The organism is Clostridia bacterium, assembly GCA_017405765.1.
Lineage (GTDB): Bacteria > Bacillota > Clostridia > Oscillospirales > RGIG577 > RGIG577.
In genome coordinates, this window is sequence record JAFQZS010000048.1 from 20,059 (window position 1) to 44,880 (window position 24,822).

Annotated in this window: 20 protein-coding genes, 1 other RNA gene and 1 CRISPR repeat array; of the genes, 5 read left to right on the plus strand and 16 right to left on the minus strand. The window is 49.1% G+C overall.

From position 1 onward, the window contains the following. Positions 1 to 136 precede the first annotated feature (136 nt). From dnaK to hrcA, 3 genes are read right to left on the minus strand one after another with little or no spacing between them, the layout of a single operon-like run. On the minus strand, positions 137 to 1,975 hold the full coding sequence (dnaK, locus tag IJG50_08800) for a molecular chaperone DnaK (GenBank protein ID MBQ3379939.1): 1,839 nt from the start codon (positions 1,973 to 1,975) through the stop codon (positions 137 to 139). A 43-nt stretch (positions 1,976 to 2,018) separates the two neighbouring features. After that, a complete protein-coding gene (gene grpE / locus IJG50_08805; GenBank protein MBQ3379940.1) occupies positions 2,019 to 2,618 on the minus strand; it encodes a nucleotide exchange factor GrpE in 600 nt (199 codons plus the stop codon). Between the two features lie 39 nt (positions 2,619 to 2,657). Further along, positions 2,658 to 3,707 (minus strand): heat-inducible transcription repressor HrcA, encoded by a 1,050-nt coding sequence (gene hrcA, locus IJG50_08810; GenBank protein ID MBQ3379941.1) that lies wholly within the window; start codon positions 3,705 to 3,707, stop codon positions 2,658 to 2,660. 206 nt (positions 3,708 to 3,913) lie between these two features. On the opposite strand from hrcA, the gene rnpB reads away from it, so the two are divergent. After that, an RNA gene (gene rnpB / locus IJG50_08815) (RNase P RNA component class A) lies at positions 3,914 to 4,261 on the plus strand. Positions 4,262 to 4,323: 62 nt separating this feature from the next. Here rnpB and IJG50_08820 read toward each other — a convergent pair. From IJG50_08820 to IJG50_08830, 3 genes are all read right to left on the minus strand, one after another. Beyond that, positions 4,324 to 6,147: a hypothetical protein gene (locus IJG50_08820; GenBank protein MBQ3379942.1), complete on the minus strand. Its 1,824-nt coding sequence runs from the start codon at positions 6,145 to 6,147 to the stop codon at positions 4,324 to 4,326. A gap of 70 nt (positions 6,148 to 6,217) precedes the next feature. Beyond that, a complete protein-coding gene (locus tag IJG50_08825; GenBank protein MBQ3379943.1) occupies positions 6,218 to 7,720 on the minus strand; it encodes a HAMP domain-containing histidine kinase in 1,503 nt (500 codons plus the stop codon). Continuing rightward, positions 7,701 to 8,387: a response regulator transcription factor gene (locus tag IJG50_08830; protein MBQ3379944.1), complete on the minus strand. Its 687-nt coding sequence runs from the start codon at positions 8,385 to 8,387 to the stop codon at positions 7,701 to 7,703. Before IJG50_08830 ends, IJG50_08825 begins: the two co-directional genes overlap by 20 nt. A 168-nt stretch (positions 8,388 to 8,555) precedes the next feature. Between IJG50_08830 and ychF the strand changes: the two genes are divergently transcribed. Both ychF and IJG50_08840 read left to right on the plus strand, forming a co-directional pair. Further along, complete coding sequence (ychF, locus tag IJG50_08835) at positions 8,556 to 9,650, plus strand: redox-regulated ATPase YchF (GenBank protein MBQ3379945.1); 1,095 nt, start codon at positions 8,556 to 8,558, stop codon at positions 9,648 to 9,650. 1 nt (position 9,651) lies between these two features. Next, positions 9,652 to 10,356, plus strand: coding sequence for a DUF1624 domain-containing protein (locus IJG50_08840; GenBank protein ID MBQ3379946.1), 705 nt, complete (start codon positions 9,652 to 9,654; stop codon positions 10,354 to 10,356). A gap of 140 nt (positions 10,357 to 10,496) precedes the next feature. Here the strand turns inward: IJG50_08840 and IJG50_08845 are convergent, their stop codons facing one another. From IJG50_08845 to rlmB, 6 genes are all read right to left on the minus strand, one after another. Beyond that, on the minus strand, positions 10,497 to 10,832 hold the full coding sequence (locus IJG50_08845) for a leucine-rich repeat protein (GenBank protein ID MBQ3379947.1): 336 nt from the start codon (positions 10,830 to 10,832) through the stop codon (positions 10,497 to 10,499). A gap of 143 nt (positions 10,833 to 10,975) precedes the next feature. Beyond that, positions 10,976 to 11,527 (minus strand): GNAT family N-acetyltransferase, encoded by a 552-nt coding sequence (locus IJG50_08850; protein MBQ3379948.1) that lies wholly within the window; start codon positions 11,525 to 11,527, stop codon positions 10,976 to 10,978. 14 nt (positions 11,528 to 11,541) lie between these two features. After that, the gene (locus IJG50_08855) at positions 11,542 to 12,279 is read right to left on the minus strand and encodes a hypothetical protein (GenBank protein ID MBQ3379949.1); all 738 of its coding nucleotides are present in this window, start codon (positions 12,277 to 12,279) and stop codon (positions 11,542 to 11,544) included. A gap of 33 nt (positions 12,280 to 12,312) precedes the next feature. Continuing rightward, entirely contained in the window at positions 12,313 to 12,903 is a 591-nt protein-coding gene (locus IJG50_08860; protein ID MBQ3379950.1) for a nitroreductase, read from the minus strand. A 73-nt stretch (positions 12,904 to 12,976) separates the two neighbouring features. After that, on the minus strand, positions 12,977 to 16,183 hold the full coding sequence (locus tag IJG50_08865) for a hypothetical protein (protein MBQ3379951.1): 3,207 nt from the start codon (positions 16,181 to 16,183) through the stop codon (positions 12,977 to 12,979). A 21-nt stretch (positions 16,184 to 16,204) separates the two neighbouring features. Next, positions 16,205 to 16,987, minus strand: a complete 783-nt coding sequence (rlmB, locus tag IJG50_08870) for a 23S rRNA (guanosine(2251)-2'-O)-methyltransferase RlmB (GenBank protein ID MBQ3379952.1) — start codon at positions 16,985 to 16,987, stop codon at positions 16,205 to 16,207. Positions 16,988 to 17,204: 217 nt separating this feature from the next. Between rlmB and IJG50_08875 the strand changes: the two genes are divergently transcribed. Continuing rightward, the gene (locus IJG50_08875; GenBank protein MBQ3379953.1) at positions 17,205 to 17,957 is read left to right on the plus strand and encodes a nitroreductase family protein; all 753 of its coding nucleotides are present in this window, start codon (positions 17,205 to 17,207) and stop codon (positions 17,955 to 17,957) included. An 88-nt stretch (positions 17,958 to 18,045) separates the two neighbouring features. Here IJG50_08875 and IJG50_08880 read toward each other — a convergent pair whose 3' ends face one another. The 4 genes from IJG50_08880 to IJG50_08895 all read right to left on the minus strand — a co-directional run bounded on the left by IJG50_08880 (position 18,046) and on the right by IJG50_08895 (position 23,683). Continuing rightward, positions 18,046 to 18,597 carry an SAM-dependent methyltransferase gene (locus IJG50_08880; protein MBQ3379954.1) on the minus strand — a complete coding sequence of 184 codons (552 nt, stop codon included), beginning with the start codon at positions 18,595 to 18,597 and terminating at the stop codon, positions 18,046 to 18,048. A gap of 12 nt (positions 18,598 to 18,609) precedes the next feature. Next, complete coding sequence (locus IJG50_08885) at positions 18,610 to 19,647, minus strand: flippase-like domain-containing protein (GenBank protein ID MBQ3379955.1); 1,038 nt, start codon at positions 19,645 to 19,647, stop codon at positions 18,610 to 18,612. Positions 19,648 to 19,732: 85 nt separating this feature from the next. Continuing rightward, entirely contained in the window at positions 19,733 to 21,172 is a 1,440-nt protein-coding gene (locus IJG50_08890) for a phosphatidylserine decarboxylase (protein MBQ3379956.1), read from the minus strand. Between the two features lie 174 nt (positions 21,173 to 21,346). Continuing rightward, positions 21,347 to 23,683 (minus strand): PBP1A family penicillin-binding protein, encoded by a 2,337-nt coding sequence (locus tag IJG50_08895; protein MBQ3379957.1) that lies wholly within the window; start codon positions 23,681 to 23,683, stop codon positions 21,347 to 21,349. 200 nt (positions 23,684 to 23,883) lie between these two features. Between IJG50_08895 and IJG50_08900 the strand changes: the two genes are divergently transcribed. Continuing rightward, positions 23,884 to 24,255 carry a hypothetical protein gene (locus IJG50_08900; protein ID MBQ3379958.1) on the plus strand — a complete coding sequence of 124 codons (372 nt, stop codon included), beginning with the start codon at positions 23,884 to 23,886 and terminating at the stop codon, positions 24,253 to 24,255. A gap of 238 nt (positions 24,256 to 24,493) precedes the next feature. Beyond that, positions 24,494 to 24,799: direct repeats of the CRISPR family, unit length 33 nt; unit sequence ATTTCAATCCACTCTCCCCGTGCGGGGAGAGAC. Positions 24,800 to 24,822: the final 23 nt, after the last annotated feature.

Below are 24,822 nucleotides of genomic sequence, written 5' to 3' on the forward strand. Positions count from 1 at the left end.
TGCGTCATACGGAACTCGCACGCATGACCCGCCAAAAAAGCGGATCATGCGTATTACAACATTTAAGTATTATATTTAAAAATACTCTTATTGTAAAGTGCGATTTTGTAAACTAATTATGAAGTAAATTCAACAATTATTTTTTGTCGTCGTTTACTTCCGTGAAGTCGGCGTCAACAAAATCCTCGCCGCCGGGAGCCTTGCCGCCGGACGAAGATGCGCCGCCCTGGTCGCCCGTGGGCTGAGCGTTCTGATAGATCTTTTGCGAAACATCAAAGAACGCTTTTGAAAGCTCCTCGGTAGCGGCCTTTATAGCGTCACTGTCGGTGCCCTTGAGCTTTTCCTTTACGTTATCGATAGCAGCCTGTACCTTTGCTTTTTCGCCTGCGTCAAGCTTGTCGTCAACTTCTTTCAACGTCTTTTCCGACTGATATACCATCTGGTCCGCATTGTTGCGTACGTCGATCTCTTCCTTGCGCTTCTTGTCTTCCTCTGCGAACATTTCGGCTTCCTTAACGGCCTTGTCTATCTCAGCGTCGGACATGTTCGTATTAGACTGAATGGTTATGCGCTGCTCCTTGCCGGTGCCGAGGTCCTTAGCCGATACGTGAACTATACCGTTCGCGTCGATATCGAACGTAACCTCGATCTGCGGTACGCCTCTCGGCGCCGGCGGAATGCCGTCGAGAACAAAGCGTCCAAGAGTCTTGTTGAACTGCGCCATCTCGCGTTCGCCCTGAAGAACGTGTATCTCAACGCTCGTCTGTGAATCTGCGGCTGTCGAGAATATCTGGCTCTTTTTTGTCGGAATGGTGGTGTTTCTGTCTATAAGCTTAGTAAATACGCCGCCCAGCGTCTCTATGCCGAGCGAAAGCGGAGTTACGTCGAGAAGGAGCAGGTCTTTTACGTCGCCGCCTAAAACGCCGCCCTGTATTGCTGCGCCCGCAGCTACGCATTCGTCCGGGTTTATGCCCTTATGGGGCTCCTTGTCGATTATCTTTCTTACTTCCTCCTGTACGGCGGGGATACGGGTCGAGCCGCCTACCAGGAGCACTTTGTCTATCTGCGAAGCGCTCAAACCCGCATCGGAAAGCGCGCGCTTAACGGGCTCTATCGTCTTTGCGACGAGGTCAGCCGTAAGCTCGTTGAACTTAGCGCGCGTAAGCGTTACGTCAAGATGCTTCGGGCCGCTTGCGTCAGCAGTTATGAACGGCAGGTTTATATTGCTCGTGGTAACGCCGGAAAGCTCGATCTTTGCCTTCTCAGCCGCTTCCTTAAGTCTCTGCATTGCCATCTTGTCGCCGCGAAGGTCAATGCCGTTCTCGCGCTTGAATTCATCTGCAAGATAATCCATTATCCTCTGGTCGAAGTCGTCGCCGCCGAGACGGTTGTTGCCGGCCGTCGCCAGAACTTCAAATACGCCGTCGCCTATTTCAAGTATGGATACGTCGAACGTACCGCCGCCAAGGTCGTATATCATTATCTTCTGCTCGTGGTCCTTGTCAAGGCCGTAAGCCAATGCGGCAGCCGTAGGCTCGTTGATTATACGGAGCACGTCAAGACCGGCTATCTTGCCTGCATCCTTGGTCGCCTGGCGCTGTGCGTCTGAAAAGTACGCCGGAACGGTGATGACCGCCTGAGTCACCTTTTCGCCCAGGTATGCTTCTGCGTCGCCCTTTAACTTCTGGAGTATCATCGCGGATATCTCCTGCGGAGTATAATCCTTGCCGTCTATCGATACTCTGTAAGAGGAGCCCATCTCTCTTTTAATGGAGGATATCGTTCTGTCGGGGTTTGTAATAGCCTGACGCTTTGCAACGGTGCCCACCATTCTTTCGCCCGTCTTTGAAAACGCAACAACGGACGGGGTAGTTCTTGCTCCCTCTGCGTTAGGGATGATAACGTACTCGCCGCCTTCCATAACGGCTACGCACGAATTAGTCGTTCCGAGGTCTATACCTATGATTTTTCCCATGATGCATATCTCCTTTATGATTAGATTTATTTTTTATACGATGTCAGTTCGCCACTTTTACCATGGCGGGTCTTATAACGCGCTCACCCATTACATATCCATCCTGGAACACCTCTACAACTGTGTTTTCGGGATACTCGTCGCCTTCCACATGCATGACTGCATTGTGGAAATTCGGGTCAAAGTGAGCGTTTAAGGCGTCTATCTTCTTTACGTTCATGCGTTCAAGTGCCTCGTTAAAGCTTTTGAACACCATGTCCACGCCGTTTTTATACGCCTCGTCGCTGCACGGCGTATCCTTTGCGCGTATAAGATTGTCTAAAACCGGCAGGAATTTGTTCATACATATCAGCGTTGCATCAAAAAGCAGCGCCTCTTTTTCCCTTGCCGTCCGCTTTTTAAAATTATCATACTCGGCCATAAGCCTAAGATGCGAATCTTTTAAAGCGGCTATCTCCTCGCGCATGCGCGCTGTCTCGTCGGGCTTTATGCCCTCTTCGCTCTCGCCTGCCGAGGCTTCGTTTGCGCCGTTTTCTTCGGCTGCAGTTTCGTTTATTTCATCGTTTTCGTTTATTTCCTCGTTCTTCTCCTCTGTGTTTTCCATGTTTTCCTTCTCCAGATTGTCTTTTTCGTTTGCTGTCAACTTATATTCCCTCCCTGAAGTAAATTATTTATCTCTTCTCTAAGACTCGCCGCCGTGGAATATCTCCTCAAACAGAAGGCTCAGCCTTCTTCCGAAATATTCTATATCCGATACGGCTTTTCTGTAGTCCATGCGTATAGGTCCTATAAGCCCAAGACAGCCGTATGACGAATCATCTATCTTATATGTCCTGAGTATCAGACTTGAACCCTCCATATGAGGATTATTATTCTCGCTGCCGATGATTATGCTTGTCTGCTCGGCGTCCCCCGGAACGCTCTTTATTATCTCGCTTACAGCCTCTCCGTCCTCAAGGAACTCTATAAAGCTTCTCGCCTTGTCGAGATCGGCGAATTCGGGGTATTTAAGTATATTGTTCGCGCCCTTCATATATAAATTCGAGCGGTCAAGCTCAGTTACGACCTCGTGAACGAAATTTAAGACCGGCACGAGCTCGTTTGCATATTCCGGCATTGCCCGTTTAAGTGAATTTATCATATCAAACGTTATGCTTCCTATGCTAATATTTGCAAGCGTTTGATTTAATATGCCCGAAAACATCTTAAGCGTTCGCTCATCTATCTTGTCGGACGTGCGAAACAGCTTGTTTTTTACAACTGCGCTGTCGGTAACTATAACCGCAAGAAAGCTGTGCGCATCTATCATTACAAGATCGAGCTTCTTGATACGGCTCTTATCGTGCTTAGGCGTTACGGCTACCGTTGTGAAGTCGGTAACGTCGCTCATTACCTGGCATACGCGCGATATTATTTTATCTATTTCCTCCGTCTGAAGCTTAAGCGCCTGATTTACGCGCTCCATATCGGCCATAGTCATAAAATAGCGTTCCATCAGCTGATCCACGTAAAACCGATATCCCGCCTGACTCGGAACGCGTCCCGCCGAGGTATGAGGCTGTTCAAGATAACCCATTTCCTCAAGATCGGCCATTTCGTTTCTTATCGTCGCGGGCGAAAGCGAAAGATCGTTCTTCTTTGCGATATAGCGCGAGCCCACCGGTTCCGCAGTTTCGATATAGCTCTCAATTATAAGCTGTAATATTTTTTTCTTCCTGTCGCCAAGCTCCAAAGGGCTCACCTCCCAGATCCCACAGGATCTTCATGTTAGCACTCGCTTTCCTTGAGTGCTAACAATAATTTACCACTGTTCGCGCCGTTTGTCAATAACAAATTTAAGTTGAATTGTAAATATAGTTTGAACATTTTAAATGACCCATGCAAAACGCCCCGGGAAAATCTCATTGACAGGGCGTGTCTTTTAAGATAAACTTTATTCGAGCAAACGAGACGGCCGCGTGCGGGACAGTCCGCATGAGGAAAGTCCGGGCTCCACAGGACGAGGGTGATGGATAACGTCCACCGAAGGCGACTTTAGGGAAAGTGCAACAGAAATAGACCGCCTGCCCCGCGGCAGGTAAGGATGGAAAGGCGAGGTAAGAGCTCACCGGCGGCATAGGCGACTTGCCGGCCATGTAAACCCCACCCGGAGCAACTAACGGGAGAGGCGCGAAAGCGCGGCGACGTCCGGCCAATTCTCCCCGAAAAGGCTTGAGGCGCGCGGCAACGCGCGTCCCAGATAGATGGTCGTCTATTACAGAACCCGGCTTATTGTTTGCTCATAAAAACCGCGCACAGGCATTCACCTGTGCGCGGTTTTTTTGTAACTTAATAAACTTTCGCAGCGATCAGCTTAAATACAATAGTGCGAATTTGCTCTTTGCCTTGAATCCGTCGGCATTTATCCACAAAAGCTTTGCCGTACTGCCGCCGCTTACGTCTGCGCTGCCGGGCGCGCTGAGTATCTTGATCGAAATAAGCCGGCTTTTTTCATTGTATACGGCAACATATACTGGAGTCTCTGCCGCAACGTCGCCCGTGACGTTAACGGCGCTGTCCTCCAGCGCGTAATTTACGGATTCACCCGTATCCGCATCAATAAGGGTACCCGAATTTCCGCCGGCCGAAACCGTAACGTTTATTTTAAACGGCACACCTACGTCGTTTCCGTTATATCCTATATGGGGATATATCTCAAAAACATATTCTCCCTCAGGCAGCCCCGGATCAAGCGAAACGTTCAATGCGTCGCCGCTTACGCTGTTCTCGCACACAACATACTCACTGAAGTCAGCCGTCTGAGGATATAAAGCCTTTACCGTGTGACGGCGTCCGAGCGTAAACGGCAGCATTTTCCCCATGCTGTTTTTAACGCTTACCTTGACCTCCTGCGGGCTTACACTATCGTAGCCCTCGTTCACGCTGAAACTTAAATCATTCGGGTCGCAGCTTACTATGATATCGTCATCGCCGCCCCCGCCTACATTGAGATAAATATATACAGGGTCGGAGTCGCACGGTTTCCAATCGCCCGTAACTATAGTGGTCAACATCCATACGTAAGATCCCGCCGGCATAGACGCGGGGCGTATGTCTACGGTCAAAACGCTCATCGTCGTACCGCGATCTACGGTTATATACTGCATCGGGTTTATCCCGGCAAGGTTGGAGCCATTAGGAGCCGTGGCCGATACGAGTTCTGTGGTATAAGCCGAGATATACGTATTTTCAGCATAGCTGTCGTCGGAATAATAACGTGCCGACGCGGAAATGACGCTTTCGATCGTCGGCGTATTTCCCTTTTCAACGTCGAACGATAATTCATCGGGCGTAAACTCGGTATACAGCTCATTGTCCGTTGCGTTCACAGTGACCGACACGGTAAACGGCGTATCGCCCAGATAACAGTTATAACCCTCACATTCTACGTTTATTGCTTCAAAATCGCATGAATACGTGCCCGCATCAAGACCTTCGGAAAGCCTAAAGGTGGTCTTATTACCGCTTGACTCCCACGATAAATAATAAAGCAGCGTATTTTCAGCATCATACGTACAGGGAGTCATTTCCGCATACTGCACATCGACTTCGGACGCCGCAGTAATTTCGTACGCCATTATTTCCATGCTGTCGCTTGGCGATTCGGTATACCCCTCATCAACGATGAATTCAATGGAGTCGGGCTCATAAGCTATCACGGCGTCGCCCTCTATGGTTCCGCCGCCTCCTCCGTCTGCCAAAACGCGGAGATACCCGTTGCCGTCTTCTCCGTTAAATACGACGTTTCCTATGATCTGAGGCTCGAACCACCAGTCGTAATATCCTGGGGGCAGCTCCGAACCGTCAGGCGCGCTGTGGAGCTCGAAGGTTATGGTATTATTTGCGCCGATGGTGTATCCTATATAATCTCCCAGATCGCCGTCAAATTCATAGAAAGACACGCTGTCAACAAGTTTCAGTCCGACCAGTTGGAAATCTGCCGTGCAAACGGGTTCCGCCACAGCGTATCGCAGCTGACCGGGCGCCTCGGCGGCCCCGAACATTATGTGATTCTCATCGCCGTAGACCACTTCCGGCAAAGCCGGTTCGGCCATTGCGAACACACCCATGCCAAGGAGCATGGCAAGCGCCACGATAAGTGCCGTCATCTTTTTTAATGATCTTGGTTTCATTTTCATTCCCTCCGTTTCTTTATACTTAAAAACATAGTTTTATCGCGCCGATCAACGTTTGTCACTGCGCCTACTGCTTCTTTTTACCGTCTGCAAGCGGCAGGTCGAAGGCGAACTCCGTATATTCGCCCATAACGCTCTTTACGGTTATGTCCTCGCCGTGGCGGTTTATTATCGTCTTGCAAATGTAAAGGCCGAGTCCCGTGCCCCGTTTGTCAAGGCTTCGCGAACGGTCGGACTTGTAAAATTTCTCGAAAAGGCGCGGCAGCTCGTCGGGCATTATGCCCTCGCCGGAATTCTTAACAGATATGTGCGCTTTCTTCCCCTGCGGCATGATCATTATCTTTAGGCTTCCGCCCTGATTTGTGAATTTCACCGCATTGTCGCAGAGATTGTATATTACCTGGAATATGGAGTCGTAGTCCGCCGTCACGTTTATCGTCGGGGACAGAAAATCCACGTCTACCTCTATTTGCTTGCTCGATATGGCCGCCTCAAAGCTCAAAAGTATATTCGACATCATCTCACAGACATTGAAATCCACCAAATTGAGCTTAAGCTCGCCCGCTTCTATCTTTGCGATATCCAAAAGGTTTTTAACGAGCCTTGACAGGCGTAAGACCTCGTTTCTTACAACAATAAGATATTTCCTGTGCTCTTCCGGCTTTATCGTATTGTCGAGAATGCCGTCCATAAATCCTGCGATCACCGTCATAGGAGTTCTTAAGTCGTGCGACACGTTTGCGATAAAGTCGTTTCGCATCTTGTCAATGTTGCGAAGCGACGCCGCCATATTGTTGAACGCCATGGCAAGGTCGCCTATCTCATCGTTACTTGTGACGGGTACATATACGTCAAAGTTCCCTTTTGCGAACTGCCTTACCGCCACGCTCATGCGCTGGAGCGGTTTTATCATGCGAAGAGACATTATATATGTCGCAATACAGCACAGTATAAGTATTATAAGCACGGCTATGATATAATAGCCCTTTATGTTATTTATAAAGTAATTGAGTGGCAGCGTAGTGGAAACAAATACCGCGCCTATCACTTTTGAGTCGCTGCCGTATACGGGCACGCCCACAACATAGGCATTCTTCGGATAAAATCCCTCTTCGCTCGCGCTTTCCGCAAAGGTGTCTCCCTTCATCACATCATTAAGATACTCCTGTGGTACGTCCGTCCTGTCAAAAGGCATGTCGGTGCGCACCGCCGCGTAAAGTATCTTGCCGCTCGTATCGGTCACTATCGTATCGGAGTTCATGCTCTCGTTGTAAATATTTAAGAAGGTCACATATGAATACTCCGCCGAAACCGTATAATTCTCCATAAGCACCGTCGTCATGTCGCTCACCTTCGTTGCTACGGAATAAAGCTGGTTTTGCTTTTCCGTTTCAACGTAGCTTGAAAGCATGTTGAAAAGTATCGCTCCAAAGGCGACAAGGCACATTACGAGGATGAGCACGATGCTGAAAAACAGCTTAAGATACAGACTGCCCGAACCGCGCTCTCTCGACGCGGCTTTATTATAATCGTATTCCGCCTTCGGCGCATCAATCCGAGTCGACTTCAAATTTATATCCCACTCCCCAAACAGTTTTGAGTCTCCACTTGTCGCTTACGCCCTCGAGTTTATCTCTTAAGCGCTTAACATGTACGTCTACCGTGCGGCTGTCTCCGAAATATTCAAAGCCCCACACCGCATCCAAGAGCTGGTCGCGCGTAAATACGCGGTTAGGATTGGACGCCAGATGATAAAGAAGCTCAAGCTCCTTAGGAGGAACGTCTATCTTCTTGTCGTTTATTTTAAGCTCATAATTCGCAATGTTTATGTACAGCTTATCAAACGAAACGGCCTTCTGCTCGTCGGAGTCGCCTCTGAAGCGGCGAAGCACGGCCTTGACTCTGGCCATTACTTCCTTTGCGTCGAACGGTTTCACAACATAGTCGTCGGCGCCAAGCTCCAGCGCGATTATCTTGTCGAACGTCTCGCCCTTTGCGGTGAGCATTATAACGGGGACGTTGTGCTTTTTTCTAAGCTCTTTCAAAACGCTCAATCCGTCCGTTTTGGGAAGCATTATATCAAGTATCATAAGATCGGGATGGAACGACTCAAAAAGCGCTACGGCCTCGTCTCCGTCATGTCCCATCTTAACGCTGTATCCCTCTTTTTCAAGATAAAGCCGCAAAAGCTCGCATATGTTTACGTCGTCGTCTATAACCAAAACTTTAATAGGCATATTAAAAATCCCTGCTTCCTTATTGATAAAAATAATATTACAATATAATTATACCACTAATTATTCGCATATGATAGCGTTTCATAAAAAAATTCGGTTGCCAACTTCGTAAATAACAATTATAATATACATCGAATAATAAATAAACTAAAAAGGATATGATGATATATGAAATTAGGTATCGTAGGCCTTCCGAACGTCGGAAAGTCAACGCTTTTCAACGCGATAACGAACGCAGGCGCGCAGTCGGCAAATTACCCCTTCTGCACCATCGACCCTAATGTGGGCATAGTTGCAGTACCGGACGAACGACTCGACGTGCTCACTAAGATGCACGCCTCGAAAAAGACTGTGCCCGCAACGATAGAATTCGTTGATATCGCAGGTCTCGTTAAAGGCGCGAGCCGAGGCGAGGGACTGGGAAACAAGTTCCTCTCGCACATACGCGAGGTCGACGCCATAGTTCACGTCGTGCGCTGCTTTGAGGATACGAATATCGTCCACGTTGACGGAAGCATCGACCCGCTTAGAGACATCGAAACGATAAACCTTGAGCTTATATTCTCCGACATAGAGATGATAGACCGCCGCATCGACAGAACGAAAAAGGCGATGAAGGGCGACAAGTCTCTTCAGTTCGAGGTCGACCTTCTTGAGCGTGTAAACGCCGTTTTAAACGAGGGAAAGTCGGCAAAAAGCATCGACTTCTCCGAAAAAGAGTGGGAAATAATGAGGACGATACCGCTTTTAAGCTTAAAGCCCGTCATCTACGCCGCAAACATGAGCGAGGACGATTTTAAGGGCGGATATACGAACAATCCGCACTTTCAGAAGGTAAAAGAGCTTGCCGAAAGCGAGCATACGATAGTTCTGCCCGTATGCGCCCGTCTCGAGGAGGAGATACAGGGACTCGAGCCCGACGAACGCATGATGTTCCTTGAAGAGCTCGGCATAAAGGAATCAGGGCTTGACGCGCTCGTTCGCGCCTGCTACTCGCTTTTGGGACTTATAAGCTTCCTTACGACCGGCCCCGATGAAACGAGAGCATGGACCATAAAGCGCGGCACGAAAGCGCCGCAGGCCGCAGGAAAGATACACAGCGACTTCGAGCGCGGCTTCATCCGCGCGGAGGTCGTGTCCTACGACGACCTTGTGACCTTGGGCTCCAATACCGCCGCGAAGGAAAAGGGCCTCGTTCGCAGCGAGGGCAAGGAATACGAGGTAAAAGACGGCGACGTTATCCTTTTCAGATTTAACGTATAATATGACCGAAAATAAGCTGTCCGCAAAAAAGCCGCGCCTGCTCTTCATAGACGCTTTGCGCGGCTTTTCCGTCATATCCATGATATTTTATCATCTTGCCTTCGATATATACGATTTCGGCATATATCCCTTAGGTATAGGCACGCCTCCGTTTGAGGTGTGGCGCATGAGCATCGTGACGGTGTTTTTGACGCTGAGCGGCATCTCGCAGAATTTAAGCCATAGCAGACTGCGGCGCGCGCTTATCACGATCGCGGCGGCGTACGTCGTTACCGTCGCTACCTATTTTTTCGATCCGCACGAATACGTAGTGTTCGGCGTACTGCACTGTCTGGGCTTTTCGGCGCTCATCTATGCGGTGTTTAAAAAACATATAGACCGCATACCGCTTGCGCCGTTTGTTTTCATGGCGGCGTTTATAATTCTGCTCGTTGTAAAGTTTCCCACCGTAAGCGTGCCGCATCTTTACGCCTTCGGGCTGCCAGACGCGGACTTCGTGTCGAGCGACTATTATCCGCTTCTTCCGAATGTCTTCTTATTCCTGTTCGGCACGTCGCTCACGCCGTATCTTTTAAAAGAAAAGCCTAAGTCTTTTCTTATGCGCACCCATGCGCGCCCGCTTGACTTCGTAGGCCGCCATGCGCTGATAATTTATCTTCTCCACCAGCCTATAATGGTGGGGATAATAACGCTTATTATGAGATAAAACCGCCGGATAATGAATCTACCCGGCGGTTTTGATTTGCGGAGTCTCCGAATGGGGCTGTTTAAGTTTTTTGTGGGAGTTTTTCACATTAGGCATTAAAATTCAGGGACGAGAAATCCTAACCCTTTGATATGTGCGCCTCACGGCGAACTGTTGTAGTGGATAGCGGCATCGGTGAGGAAATTGTTGTATTCCCCTATGATTATATTGTTCCACTGTATCCTTAAACCGGTGTAATACGCATCTTTAAGATTGAAACAACCGGAGAATGCGGAGTCGTAATTGCAGCCATTAAAAGCATATCTGCCAATATATCCCGCACTTAAAGGCAGGCTCATATATGTAAGGTCTCTGCAACTATTTAACGCATACTCACCTATGTACGTCAACTCTTCGGGTATTGTCACGGACCTGAGCACACTGCGGTCTTTGAATGCATTGCCGCCTATACTCGTCACACACTCTACGTTTGTCACTTACTTAAGCGCGCTGCAATCCTCGAATGCATAACTGCCTATACTATTCACAGCACGGACATCTATATACTTTTCTTTTTAAACAAAAAACAACGTTCGGATTTATGATTCCAAACGTTGTTTTATACCGTCAATGCCGAGCGTTATTCTATTCTCTTCTCAAATCTGAACATTCCCTCTTCAAATTGCGCGGGCGTTTCGCTGTTTTCATTCTCGGGGTCGTTCGGATCCGGATTAAGACTCCAGAAAAACTCCACAATGTGAAAGCCGCATCGGTTTACATAAAAATGTATATTGCGTTTTTCAAAATACGGCGTGACCGTCTCCCATACCTTTACCTCGGGATGAATCCGCTCTATGGCTCGCCACGCCTCGTATCCTATGCCCTTACTGTGAGCGGCTGGCGCTACGAACAAAAGCTCAAGCTCGCCTCGTTCGCCGTCCGTCTTTAACACCGCGCCGCCGACTTTCTCGCCTCCGCGCATGATACGGTACGCTTCGCCTTCGCTTATAGCTTTCTCTATCGTTTCTATCGATATTATCTCGCCGTCTTCTTCAAAACGATCGTCTCTTTTGCCGAATTCTTCAAGCGCGCCATAGTTGAAAGCGTCCTGATTGTCCCTTATAAATTCGGCATGATCGTCCGGCGAAAGAGGGACGATCCTTATTTGTGACAGACTCGCATCCTCGCCCATTCTTATCTTATTCATCACATCTCGGAAAGCATATGCCTGCATTTTTCAAGCATTGCTTCTATACCCTCTATCGACTTTGAAAGGCGCTCCTTTTCCGCTGCAAGCTCATCCTCGTCGTCGATAACGTCGGCCTTGTCGAACGGGAACTCGTCCTCCATATCGTCTATCATCGTTCTTATCTGACCGCGCGCCGTTTTTAACGCCTTTTGGCGTTCCGCGATCTCTTCGTCGGTCATAGTGTCAAAATCGGGCGTTCTGAACTTCTTCGCCGCTTCAAGCGCTTCGCTCAGCGCGTCAAGTCTGCAATATTCATACGCCGACGACGCCGTTATAAAAAGGCTTGCCGAATCGAGCGTCTGGTAGGGGTTAAGATCGGGATTCAGTATTTTTAAAATCTCGGCATATGTCTCGTCAAGCTCTTCGCATTCATCCTCGGAAAGAGCGGCGCGCACGTCCTGCAAATGCATTTGCATCTCATAGAACATCTCGTCCGAAATAAGCTCCTCCTCTGCACGTCTCTCGGCCTCCCCCCTATCCACGCCGTCCTGTACGGCGGCGAGCACATACTGAAGCTTTACCATATCTATCTGAAGGCGCTGCAGCTTTAACGGCAGTCCCTCCGTCGCTTTGTTATATCGTATCTGAAGCGACTTACTCTCAAAATAAGTCATTCTGTCGCGTTCCAAAAGAAGCTCTATGACCTCATCGTACAGTTTTTTCATCTTTTTTACTGCGGTTCGGCTCTCTGCCATCATTATTCTCCTTGATCTTTACTGTATTTTTCGTTAAATCATCGTTACGGGATTGCCCTTTCGCGCAAGCGGCTCACGCACGGGAAGGCCGTCCTCAGTATCGGCATATCCCAGCGCCACCGATACGAATACGCGCTCGTCGGGCTTCATGCCGAGCGACATAAGATACTCGTTTATAACGTCGTTCTCATTAAGCCACTTTAATTGGTTTATATAACAGCTCCCCAAATCGAGCGCGTTCGCCATGAGCATCATATTTTCGGCCGCCAGCGCGCAGTCTGCAAGATTATTGGTATAATCCTTTTTGTTTGCAAGCACCGCGAGCACGGGCGCGTTGTAGTGGAACGTATAATTCTCTCTTTTCGAGGCTGTTACAGCGCGCGCCATCGCGGGATACATGCCCGGCTTTGTTTCCCACAGGGCGAACTGCTCCATTACGAGTTTTGAGAGCGTATCCAGCGCGGCGCGGTCGGTTATCACGATAAAATGCGTGCTTTGGCTGTTGCTGCCGCTGGGCGCATATCGCCCCGCCTCAACGACCTTTTTTATAAGCTCGGCCTGAAGCGGCGCGTCCTTATATTTTCTTGTGCTTCTTCGAGTTCTCATAAGCTCGAATGCATCCATAGCTTTACCTCCTTTATGATATGCCCGATAATCATAAAGCAGGGCATGGCCCTGCTTTACTATCATTGATATTTTATTTTGCAAACGCAGAGTTTATCCATACGGGTATGTTCCACAAAAGCTGCAGAAGTATGATGATAAACGGCGGGATATGCGTCATTCCGTTGAACATCGCAATGAGAGCAAGCAGTATAGGAGCGCCTATCATTGCCGCCATCATAAATATCTTGTTCATATGCGTTGCAAATCTTATTGATTTGAGCGCGCCTATAAGAGCGGTGAACGAAAGAACGCTCTGCTTCGTAAGATACATACCGCTTCTGCCTATCTGGTCCGAAGTGGACAGAAGGTCCTTGAACTTCATGATATCCTGCGGATGCATAAGCTTTAAGCTGTCGTCGTCCGTTATCTCAAACAGCGTTTTAAGGCCGTGTTCGGTAAGATTGGGGTCGAAAGTCGCAATTACGCTCTTAACGTCCTCTCTCTCAAGTTTCATAAGCGCTTCTCCCGCATGTATGTCAAGCAGATATGCCATGGAAAATACGCATACGAGCTTGCCGTCAAGCGCAACGTACATATTGAATCGCGCCTTGCCCTCCTTGAAGAACTTTTCGGGATATGACGCAGGTATAACGCCCTGGCTTATCATAAAGTCGCGGTTTCCGAGGAGTATCTTTGCTCCGTCAACAAGCGCCAAGAGCCCCTCTCCGTCTATTCGCTCATAGAAGCTGACGGGCTTTAGCATATCCTCTCTATGGTCTATTATATCCATAAACGCATACTTCGCCGGACTGTCTATCGTAACAAAGATGCTTGCCACATCGGGCAGAATATTCGTTATAACGTCTTTATCAATAAGCTTTAAGCTCTTGATAAGAACGGTCCCCTGTCTGAAAACATCGCTGTCGTCAAGCAGTACCGCTTCCATCTCGCTGTACTTTGATGCGCAGACAACTCCGCTTATAACGGCGCCCTGCCTGCGCGCGTTAGACGTTGATCTTGCAAATACAAGCGCGCCAATAAACTCGAACATAGAGGGCAGGACCATTGCAAACACGGCTGCAAGCAGACCGAACCAACGTTCAAAACCGCCCCTTTGTCCTAATACTACCGCAACAAGGATAAAGCACACTACCGATACGGCCAGGATTATGCTCGTCATTTTGCTGCCAAGCGAAGTCTCGCGTTCTCCGCCTCTTGCATAATCAAGGAAGCCGCCTGTCGTTAAAGCGTTGTTCTTATAATAGAAGTTTTTGCCGAGCGTTGAAAACTTGTTCGTTATTTTCGTAAGCTCGCCGTCAGTCACGCTTTTAACTTCCATTATATTGCTGCCTGCTTCGTATATGGCCTCAAAATTCTTGATATGCGTGCTGTCGTACACCCGGCGGCCTATACCGTACAAAAGCATTGCCAGAGCAACTATCGATGCATACGATGAAAATGCATCTCCGGCGATAAGGCATCTTATAAATGAGTAAAGCGCATGTACGGAGACTATTGCGGTCGAAAGGAACACAAAGCTTACGCCCTGTTGGCGTCCGTTTGAAAACAGCGTTTTTGCGCCGTTTTTCATAACGTCTATGTTCATTATGATAACTATCGCAAGGATCACTATCGCAACTCCGGCGTATATCTTATCGCCGTTCGTGCCCATTGCTCCGGGCGGAACTATGCCCGCAAAGTCGAATATGTCTATAAGCGCAAGCAATACGAACGCTATTGCCGATACGATTATCCTTACCCATGAGTTTGAGCTGTCTTCGGTAAGCGTATCGTATACCTCGTCGTATTCATCTGCCTCCACGCTCACTTCTTCGGGGTCGTCGAACTCCTCGGGGATCTCGCTTACAGCTTCGGCCTCATCCGTATCGGAGTCTTCGCCTTCGATATCTTCTTCGCCGCTTTCACCCGCGCCGGGACGTATTTTCTTTATAAAGCCTATCTTGTCTTCAAGTTTTTTCTTTAATTCATCGGCAAGATTCTCTTCCGGCTCTCCCCAGTCTTCCCATTCGTCTTCGCCGGATCCATCATCATCCCAGTCGCTCTTTTCACTGCGCATCTCACCCGTGCGCTCTATGCGTATCGTCTTATCGGTAACGCCCTGTTCGTCTGTGTCCCCGCCCTCGGCGGTCTCTTCGGCTTCACCTTCAGACGCTTCTTCATTTGCGCCGTCTGCGTCTTGTGCCTTTTTTTCGGGCTTTCTTTCAAATACCGCAGTCTCGTCCGCCTCAGTCTCATCTTCCCGGCTTAGATCCTCTTCGACTGCACCTTCGTCATGTGCCTCATCGGGCTCTTGTGCCTCATAACCGTCATTGGCTTCAGCTGCGGCGGTCTCGCTTTCAGTATCGTCGCCCGCCTGCTCTGAAGACGTCTCTTCTGCGCTTTCTTCTTCATAAGCTTCCCCGGACTTTTGAGGCGTTTCTTTCTCTTTCTTCTTAACTTCCACTACAAGCCCCATCTTTATGAGATCGGACACGTCTTCCTCAACACGGGACCTCGGAATATCCTCCGCCAAAACTTCGGGCTCGGGCGGCGCGGCGTCTTCCTTTACAAAACGCGGCTTGAGCGGCTCTACCTCAGCGTCGATATCTATATCGATGACCGGCTTATTCTGAAGATCCTCCTCCGTTTCTTTCTGCGCTCTTTGTTCAGCTTCCTTTTTCGCCTTCTCGCGCGCCGACTCGGCAAGTATCTCCGCATAATAATCAGACGGATCCTTTTTGTTCTTTTTCTCGATATACGCTACAAGATCCGAGGCGTCCTCTTCAAAATAGTCCTCGGCGTCTGCGGGACCGAACGCCATATCCAAAAGCTTCGCCTTTCTGTTCTGAGCCTCTATGGGGGTTTCCTCTACGAAATCTTTCACGGCGTCGGGCGCGTTCTCAAACGATATTTTGTATTCCTTTACCTCGTTGTTGAAAATATCGCCGTCATCAGAGCGCTTGTCAAACGCAAAAGCGTCTTTTTTGCCCCTGGTGTCCTTTACAGGTTTCCTTTCCAAAGCTTCGGCAGGCTTTTTCGGCATATCCGCCTTCGGCGTCTGCTGCGGCTCGGGCTTAGGTTCTGCTTTCACAGTCTCCTTCTTTGCTTCGGTCTTAAGCGGCGCTGCCTGCTTTTTTACAGACTTGGGTGCATTACGCTCGTAACGCTCACGGTCGCTTGTAAATTCTTTTAGTATCGCCTCAAACTCGGCGTCGTCGTCATGACCCGTTATAGCGTCTGCGTATCGCTTTAAGTTTCTGAACTCCTGTTTTTCCTCGAGGTTCTTCTTTTTATCCATATAAAAATTCCACCCTTTGGTTTATTCTTTATTCGTTATACTTCTGTCTCTCAACAGCTCATACATAAGTATGCCGCCCGCAACGGACGCATTGAGCGAATTTATCTCACCCTTCATGGGAATCGAAAGCATATAATCGCATTTTTTACGTATGAGAGAGGATATACCTGCGCCTTCGCTGCCTATAACGAGCGCAGCGGGGCCGGTTATGCGTTTTTTCTCAAAAATCGACTCGCCCTGTGCATCCGAACCGTATATCCAGACGCCTGCGGTCTTTAATTCGTCTATCGTCTGCGCCAGATTTGTCACTTTCGCTACCGCGACATATTCAAGCGCGCCGGCCGCCGCCTTTACAACGGCTCCGGAAAGTCCTACGCTTCGGCGTTTGGGGATTATGACGCCGTGCGCTCCCACGGCGTTCGCCGTGCGTATTATTGCTCCGAGATTATACGGATCGTTTATCTCATCGCAGATTATGATAAGCGGATCCTCGCCTCGTTCTTTTGCCGCATCCAGCATATCGGAAACGGTCGAATACTCCTTTGCGGCGCAAAAGCATACGACTCCCTGATGCGCGCCGCCCTGGCAAAGCGTGTCAAGCTTCGGCTTTTCGGCTTCGCTTATGACGATGCGCCTTTCCTTCGCCAAAGAAATAATTTTCATTATAGAGCCCTCGCGCGAGCCCTTTTGAACAAACAGCTTATCGACCGCGCGGCCGCTTTTCAGCAGTTCAATTACTGGATTTCGGCCGAAAACCACCCATTTTGAGTAATTGATGTCATTTTCTGTGGTTTGGGTCCTCATTTGTCACTATACCTCACTTTAATTAAAGAATATTATAACACATAACTATGCATTTTTACATGTGTAGACAAAAAAAAATAAAAATTAAGTGGGAAATATTTTTGTTCTTACATGATGTTTTTTGTATAAATCTCTCAAAAAGTATTTAAAAGCAACAAAAATCATGATAGAATAACTAAAAACTGTTTTTTAAAACTATTTTGGGGGGAAATAAACCATGACAAAAGTCAACAAGGACAAATGTACGGGATGCGGCAGATGTGTTCAGGCCTGCACCAAGTACCTGTTCACGATCAAAGACGGCGTTGCGGTGTGCGACGACGCCGACTGCTTTGAATGCGGACATTGCGCGGGCGCTTGTGCGTTCGGCGCGATCGAATACGACTGGAAGAAGGCTTCCGTCGGCGACAAAATCGAATTTGCAACGGAAAAGGATTTTGAAAAGGTCATTTATTCAAGACGCAGCATAAGACATTACAAGAGCGATCCGGTTGACAAAAAGACGCTCGAGCGTCTCGTATTCCTTGCAAATCAGGCTCCGACGGGTTCGAACCAGCAGGGCGTTAAATACATAATAACCACGCCCGAAACTACGGCAAAGCTTGAGGCCGCTGCTCAGCGTGCAGTACCGCTCTCGAACGACTATATCAAAAAATCGGCCCCGAACAAGCGCGAAGGCATAACGATGGGCGCGCCGCACGTTGTATGCATAGTCGGAAACAAGTCGCTCGGCGGACATAACGCGGCCATCGCGGCGTGCGCCCTCGATCTTGCTGCTGAGCCGCTGGGACTCGGCGCGTGCTATAACGGCATACTCGTAAGCCTTTATTTCGTTTCCGATGAAATGAAAGAGATAATCGGTCTTGCGCCCGATGAAAAGATGTATATGATGGTATCGGTAGGATATAAGGGCGACGAATCTTACGTTAATAAAATAATACGTCCCGCTCCCGAAACGAGATACGTGTAAAGTAAATATAGTTTGCGGTATATATAAAACGCCTCAGGCTTTCGCCTGCGGCGTTTTGTTTTACAACGTAGCTTGCCGTCCTTAATTATCATTCTTTGTTCTTCATTACATAAACGTACGCTGGAGGGACGTTATGCTGCGCTCTGAGGCAGTCGGCTATCACGAATCGGCTTTCAAACAGCGCCTGCTTCACTTTGGAATACTGGAAGGTTATAAATATGCCGTCGCTTCCGATAAGACTCTTCGTCGCCGCAAACACGTTTTGGGTGACTCTGTCGGGAAGGGATGTAAACGGAAGCCCCGATACTATATAATCGGCATGGCCAAGGCCCTGCTCCCTTAAGATCTCGTCCGCGCGTTCGGCGGTGTCCAAAAGCACCGTCGTGTTGTTCTTCCCGTGATACATCTGGGAGACAGACTTATGGAAGGATGGATTCTGTTCTATGAGTATAAGCCTCGTTTCCGGGCGTTTGCGTGAAAACAGCTCCTGTGTGAACGCGCCGGTGCCGGGACCGTATTCCACTATAGTTTCGGCTTTTTCAAAGTCGATAGGCTCCATCATGCACAGGGCGAGCTGCTTGCCGCTTGGCGCAACAGCTCCGATCCGTCGCGGATGCTTTAAGTATTCTAAAAAAAACATTCTTGTTCCCTTTCAGTTCGCTTTACGTTTCCTTCTCTTTTGAATGCATAAAAAGCCGACGAGCACGATGACGCCCGAGATGATCGTGCACAGATAGAACGAGACGCCGCGGCTTAAGAGCTGCACACGATATACGTCGTCGCCCAAAAGCAGCTTTTGAAATCCGTCGAGCATAAGATAATCCGCAACGCCCATGCCTCCCGGTATCGGTATGCAGTTCGAGCCTATAAGAGAGAGCGCCTGTACCGACCACATGTCCGCGCCGAGCTTCGGGTCGCCCCCTTGGGAAAGATATACGAGCGGCGTCACGGCGATCTGGGATACGCGCTGCGCCAGGCAGAAAAAGAACGACATTATCTGCATTCCGGGTCTTCCGTGTGCGGTGGCGGCGCACAGCTTGTACTCATCTACCATATGATCGAGCTTTTTCATCCATTTGTCAGGATGCTTCACGAGCCGTATCCTGTTGAGGAAACGAACGAGCCTGCGTCCGAGTCTGTCAAGAAAATCGCCTCGCTGCAAAAGCAAAATAAACGCGGCCATAAGAGCGGCAAAAAGCGCCATGCCCAAGATGATCAGCGTTTGGGACAACGGGCCGAACAGTCTGAGCACGTGCGGCCGCAGAACGAAAACGCCCGCCCCGATGACTATCGTGGCCGCCGTATATTCGATAAGATTTAAAATAAGCGTCACAGTTATTGATCCGGCAGGAAGCCCGTATGCGCCCATGAACAGCGCGCTGGCAGGCTGTCCTCCGGAGGCCGATGGCGTGATAGCGGAAAAGAACTGGTCTCCGGCGCTGTATAAAAGGGCGTGTCCGAAGTGCGTCCTGTATCCGAGGCCCTTAACTATGCATCGAAGCGACAGCGCCTCAAAGATGATAAATCCCATCGAGGAGATAAAAATCAGAAGCATCCATTGTGGCGGCGTAGCAAGCACAGTCGATAACAGCGACTCCAAAGACAGCGTCGCACTCTGTGCAAACACAGCCCGAATAACGAGTACAGATATCGCAACGGCGATAACGCCCCAAATCAGTTTTCGCCGCATATTCTCAGTTTAAACAGAACCGGGCATATCCCGTTTCTTTTGAATATCATGTCAACGTTCCTTCCTTTTGTTGGCGACGTTTAATTCATATATCTTCTCTCGGAAGCGCCGTGCCTATCTGCTTGCCGTACTCCACTCTTACTTCCTCTTCGTCATTCAATGATGACTGTAGCTGCGGCAGAAGCCTGATGCGGTCCTTCTGAAACAGAAGCACGATGGTGGATCCGGCAAAATCGAAATAACCCATTTCGTCGCCCTTTTGAACGCGGCAGTTCTCATGATGGTTGACGATACCGCCGACAGCCATGGCTCCTACCTCGATTTGAGCGACCGTGCCGAAATTATCCGTTTGGAAAATGGTTCGGCAGCGTCGGTTTAGCGTGTAGACCGGATAGCGTTCGAGAGCAGCAGGCTGTACGCTGTGAAGCGTGCCCTCTATGTATTTGTTTTCCTTTTGCAGGCCGCTGTCTATGTAGCAGTAGCGGTGATAATCGGAAGGGGTCAGGCGAATGATAAGGCAGTCCCCTTCGGAAAACAGCTGCGCCGAGTCAGTATCCAAAAGCAGCTCGTCGAGCTGATAGCGTATACCCTTTATGATGAAGCTTTTATCCGAAGATATCGGAAACGCGCAAAGCCAGCCGTCACACGGGCTAATAAGATGGTCGGGTGTTAAGTCCACGTCGTCCTTTTCGATTTTCCGGCAGAAGAAATCCCTGAAGCTTCGATACGCGCTTCCTTGTTCCAGCTTGATATTATGATTTCGCGCATACGTTCCTATCCACGGTCTCGACGCGCCGGAAGAGAGAAAACGCACTACTGCCCGCTGCACCGGAGCGCTCAGCATCAGGCGAAGCAAAGCATGTCCCACGGCGGAGCCGTATAGGAAGATCACGCCGCCGCTTTCCTTCACGATCCTTCCCTCCGAAGCTTCACCGTCCGATTCGCCGCAAATAGCATCGTCGGCGGCTTGGCGGTTGAAGCGCGGCTTTCGTATCTTGAACGGCGTCAAGAACAGACAGGACATAACCAAAAGAAGTATCGGCGCTATCCAGCGTATCGGCCACGAAAAGATATGTCCTGCCGCCATAAGCGCCGGAAAAACGAGCGCCGCCATGGTGACGGGAAGGCCGTGATAGAACCGACGCGGGCCGGACTCCAGCCGCTGCCTCTCCTCCTCGTCCACGTTGAACCATGCCAGACGTATAAGCGTACAAAGCATATATACGTCGCAGGAAGCAATGACAAAAGCGCTTCGACCTGCGGCATACCAAACAATCAGCGCAGGCAGGACGCCGAAGCAAACAAGGTCGCTGAAGGAGTCGATTTGAACGCCGAAGCGTTTCTCCTTCGCCGTACGCTTCATGGTAGACGCCAGAGTGCCGTCAAACATATCGCACACGCCGGCGATCACCAGACATATGAGCGCCGCACGCAGATCTCCCTGCGTTGCAAGCAGAATGCCGGTAAAACCTATGATCATTCCTGCATAAGTCAGGATGACGGTATAATTGTATACGCCGAGCATAAAACACCTTCCAGTAAGTCTCGTCTGCGGACTTTAGTAAATCGTTTCGGAGATCGTTAAGCTTCTTATTGAGAAGGCATAAACAGATCTAAAACGTTCGTCGGCCGACGCACTAAAAACAATACATGATTTTCTTATAGTTACAGCCTAAGCCATTGGCTTTCGGCACTTTATTCATTCTACCGCGACCTCCGCCGCATCGGAGGGATATTCCTCCGGCGCAGGCTCAGTGTATTCCTCCTCGACGGGCGTCGGCGCAGGCTCCGGCTCATGATAGCCGTGGCGGCTGCACAGCGACGAAAGTCCCGACGAAGCGTAGATTATCCTGCCTCCCGAACCGACTCTCACGACATACGGGCTGTCCAGCGTATTTACATACGTCGGCCGCGATACGTTAAGCAGCGCAACCGAGATAAGATTTCCGCTCGGGCAATAAGGCGTTGCTATCTGATGAGTCGTTTTATCCATCGTAACAAGGTAATGTACGCCGCACGTTTCTGTCGGCTGCGTACCGTCTATATACAGCGCCGTTCCCACACGTCCGCCGCGGTAATCGAGCTTGCAGTAGGATCCGGGCAGCATTCCGCTGTCCTTGCAGTAATATCCCGTTACGACCTTTGGGTTGTCGGCCGGGAAGTATTTCACCTCAAGATTTGCGTGTACGTTCTCCATTACCTTTCTCCAAAGCTGGAGCGCCGGATTAGAAGAAACGCCCGATACGGATTTCGGCTGATCGTATCCGAACCACACAGCACCCACATAATAAGGCGTGTATCCTACGAACCAACGGTCAAAGTCGTCGTCGGTCGTACCCGTTTTGCCTGCGGCAGGCTGCGCGCCGCCCTTTATCCTTGCGCCCGCTCCGGTGCCCGACTGCACAACGCCCTGGAGCATATCGTTCATTATAAACGCCGTCTCCGAGCTCATTGCAACGCTCGACTCCTTCGCGCATTCAAGTATAACATTGTCTTTTCCGTCTACTACCTGAGAATATATTCTGGGTTTGTTATATATGCCGTCGTTGTCAAACGGAACGTATGCTGCGGCAAGCTCCAAAACGGAAATTCCCTTAGTAAGTCCGCCCAGCGCCATGGGCGCCAGATCCTTGTCAGCCTCAACTATACTGGATACATGAAGATTGTTTTTAAGGAAGTTCCACGAAGTTTCCGCGCCCATCTGATTAACTATCTTCACGGCCACGGTATTTATCGACTGCTCCACTGCATATTTTACCGTAACAAGTCCCTTGTAATGGTCGTAGTAATTCTTCGGATATTCCTCATAAAGCGGGGTGTCGTCATAAACGGACGCCTCTGTTATCGCGCCGCTCTCTATTCCCGGAGCGTATACGGCTATCGGCTTTATCGAAGAGCCCGGCGAACGAGTTGTCTGAACTGCTCTGTTTAAAACGCGGTCGGCCGTTTTCGGTCCTCTGCCTCCGTACATTGCTACTACGTCGCCGTTTGTCGGATCGATTATGGCTATCGCCGCCTCAGGCTGTATCTCGCCTTCCAGCGTCGGGAAATTTGACGTATCCGAGAACACCGCATCCACGGCCGCCTGTACGTTAAAGTCCATCATGCAGTATATTTTAAGACCGCCTGAATACAAAAGATTTGTAGCTGCTGCGCGCGAATAGCCCTTCTGCTCCTGAAGATCCTCAAGAACCGTTGCTATTACCTGATCCACATAATACGACTGATAGCTTGACGCCTCGGTCTTTTGTGTACCGGCGTTCAATATGAGCGGCTCTGCCAGAGCGGCGTCATATTCCTCGCGCGTTATCATGCCCTGATCGAGCATCTCTGCCAATATAATACGTTGGCGTTCTACGTTATTGTCATAGTTAAGGAACGGATTATACTTCGTGGGCTTATTTGTAATGCCGGCGATAGACGCGCATTCAGCCAGAGTAAGCTCGCTTACGTCCTTGCCGAAATACCCCTGCGACGCCGCCTGAACGCCGTAATAATTCTGCCCGACATAGAGCGTATTAAGATAAAGCTCCATTATCTGTTCTTTCTCAAGCCTGTTTTCAAGCTGTGTTGCGCGCACTATCTCGCGTATCTTTCGGCTGGGCTTGTGAGAATTGTCGCCCGTTATATTCTTTACGAACTGCTGGGTTATTGTAGATCCGCCGTAATTATCGTTGCCGGAAATAAATCCCGCAACGGCGCCTATCGTGCGCTTCCAGTCAACTCCATGATGCTTCCAGAAGCGTTTGTCCTCGATCGCAACAAATGCGTCGACAAGATCCTGGGGTATTTCATCGTAATCTACCCATATTCTGTTCTCGCCGCTGTGCAGGCGCTCTATCTCAACATAATCTCCCACATTATCGTCGTATGCATATATGACCGTAGCAAGGTTCATAGTCAGATTGTCAATATCGTCGATAAATGCATCGTTCTTAAAATTGTTCGCATAAACAAATAAAGCGACAACACAAATAACGATAACCAGTACAAGTACGATCGCTACGTTAATAAGAAATCTAAGAAATTTTTTCATTTGCTTCCTCCGCATTTTTTAAAAAATGCAAAAAAAGGTGTTATTTCCTTCGTGCCAAAACACCAAGCCGGGTTTTTCGCTCTACACATTTTAACAAAAATATATTTATAGTATATTATATTACTGCAGAATAGTTTTGTCAAATTCAATACACAATATCATTATAAGTTAAAAAAACATTTCCATACGAGGTATTTATAATGAATAAGCCGTATTTATTCTTGCTTCCGGCTGTTTTATGCCTTTCGCTTATCTGGGCGCTTTTCCCCCTTTCACATAACTCTCCGCTTGCGCCCCTGTCTTCTTCGGAATATTATAACACGCGCTCGGATGATGCGTCTTCATTCGCCGTTTCGGCATTTTCGGACGAAGCAAAGTCGCCTGTCTACATGACTGCAGTTATACTCCAAGGCAGGCTGTGCCTCGTTCGGCCCGAAACGGGAAAAGTCGAGAAGGTCCTCGACGTGAACGTAAGGGCCCTGTCACCCGAAGATCTCAAACTGTTCTCATCTGGCTTTAAGCTCTACTCAAAAGAGGATGCGGCGCGGTTTATTGAGGATTATACTTCATAATGGAAGCTTTTTAACATAGCCTTTCTAAACTTTCAGCCAGTGTTTTCAATTTTGTCGCTGAAATTTTATATTTGTTCCCCAAAAAAGATAAAAGAAATTTTATCCCGTATCCATCCGGATACCGGCGCGTTTACAACAAAAAACCGCCTCGCGGGCGGTTTTTTTATTGGCGGACAGGGTGGGATTCGACCTGCGCTGCGGCGCAGGGCGGGTCGCGATTCCTCTCCGTTAAATAAAAACTTCAATCCACTCTCCCCGTGCGGGGAGAGACCCGGTTGAGACGGGCAATATCGTTATAGCCATGATATTTCAATCCACTCTCCCCGTGCGGGGAGAGACCGTATAATTTTGAAACTGTTGGCACTGCTTCAAGTGATTTCAATCCACTCTCCCCGTGCGGGGAGAGACGTCTCATCGTGCTAGTTGTGATTTGCAGCTCATTTTATTTCAATCCACTCTCCCCGTGCGGGGAGAGACTTTAATCCAAGCATTAGACAAAACAGGCATAGAGATTTCAATCCACTCTCCCCGTGCGGGGAGAGACGATGTATCATAATACTCGTCCAC

What these genes read in the sequence shown, in the direction of transcription:
- dnaK (MBQ3379939.1), bottom strand. Translation starts at nt 1,975, where the DNA reads ATGGGAAAAATCATAGGTATAGACCTCGGAACGACTAATTCGTGCGTA.
- IJG50_08820 (MBQ3379942.1), bottom strand. Translation starts at nt 6,147, where the DNA reads ATGAAACCAAGATCATTAAAAAAGATGACGGCACTTATCGTGGCGCTT.
- IJG50_08830 (MBQ3379944.1), bottom strand. Translation starts at nt 8,387, where the DNA reads ATGCCTATTAAAGTTTTGGTTATAGACGACGACGTAAACATATGCGAG.
- ychF (MBQ3379945.1), top strand. Translation starts at nt 8,556, where the DNA reads ATGAAATTAGGTATCGTAGGCCTTCCGAACGTCGGAAAGTCAACGCTT.
- IJG50_08840 (MBQ3379946.1), top strand. Translation starts at nt 9,652, where the DNA reads ATGACCGAAAATAAGCTGTCCGCAAAAAAGCCGCGCCTGCTCTTCATA.
- IJG50_08850 (MBQ3379948.1), bottom strand. Translation starts at nt 11,527, where the DNA reads ATGGGCGAGGATGCGAGTCTGTCACAAATAAGGATCGTCCCTCTTTCG.
- IJG50_08855 (MBQ3379949.1), bottom strand. Translation starts at nt 12,279, where the DNA reads ATGGCAGAGAGCCGAACCGCAGTAAAAAAGATGAAAAAACTGTACGAT.
- IJG50_08860 (MBQ3379950.1), bottom strand. Translation starts at nt 12,903, where the DNA reads ATGGATGCATTCGAGCTTATGAGAACTCGAAGAAGCACAAGAAAATAT.
- IJG50_08865 (MBQ3379951.1), bottom strand. Translation starts at nt 16,183, where the DNA reads ATGGATAAAAAGAAGAACCTCGAGGAAAAACAGGAGTTCAGAAACTTA.
- rlmB (MBQ3379952.1), bottom strand. Translation starts at nt 16,987, where the DNA reads ATGAGGACCCAAACCACAGAAAATGACATCAATTACTCAAAATGGGTG.
- IJG50_08875 (MBQ3379953.1), top strand. Translation starts at nt 17,205, where the DNA reads ATGACAAAAGTCAACAAGGACAAATGTACGGGATGCGGCAGATGTGTT.
- IJG50_08880 (MBQ3379954.1), bottom strand. Translation starts at nt 18,597, where the DNA reads ATGTTTTTTTTAGAATACTTAAAGCATCCGCGACGGATCGGAGCTGTT.
- IJG50_08885 (MBQ3379955.1), bottom strand. Translation starts at nt 19,647, where the DNA reads ATGCGGCGAAAACTGATTTGGGGCGTTATCGCCGTTGCGATATCTGTA.
- IJG50_08890 (MBQ3379956.1), bottom strand. Translation starts at nt 21,172, where the DNA reads ATGCTCGGCGTATACAATTATACCGTCATCCTGACTTATGCAGGAATG.
- IJG50_08895 (MBQ3379957.1), bottom strand. Translation starts at nt 23,683, where the DNA reads ATGAAAAAATTTCTTAGATTTCTTATTAACGTAGCGATCGTACTTGTA.
- IJG50_08900 (MBQ3379958.1), top strand. Translation starts at nt 23,884, where the DNA reads ATGAATAAGCCGTATTTATTCTTGCTTCCGGCTGTTTTATGCCTTTCG.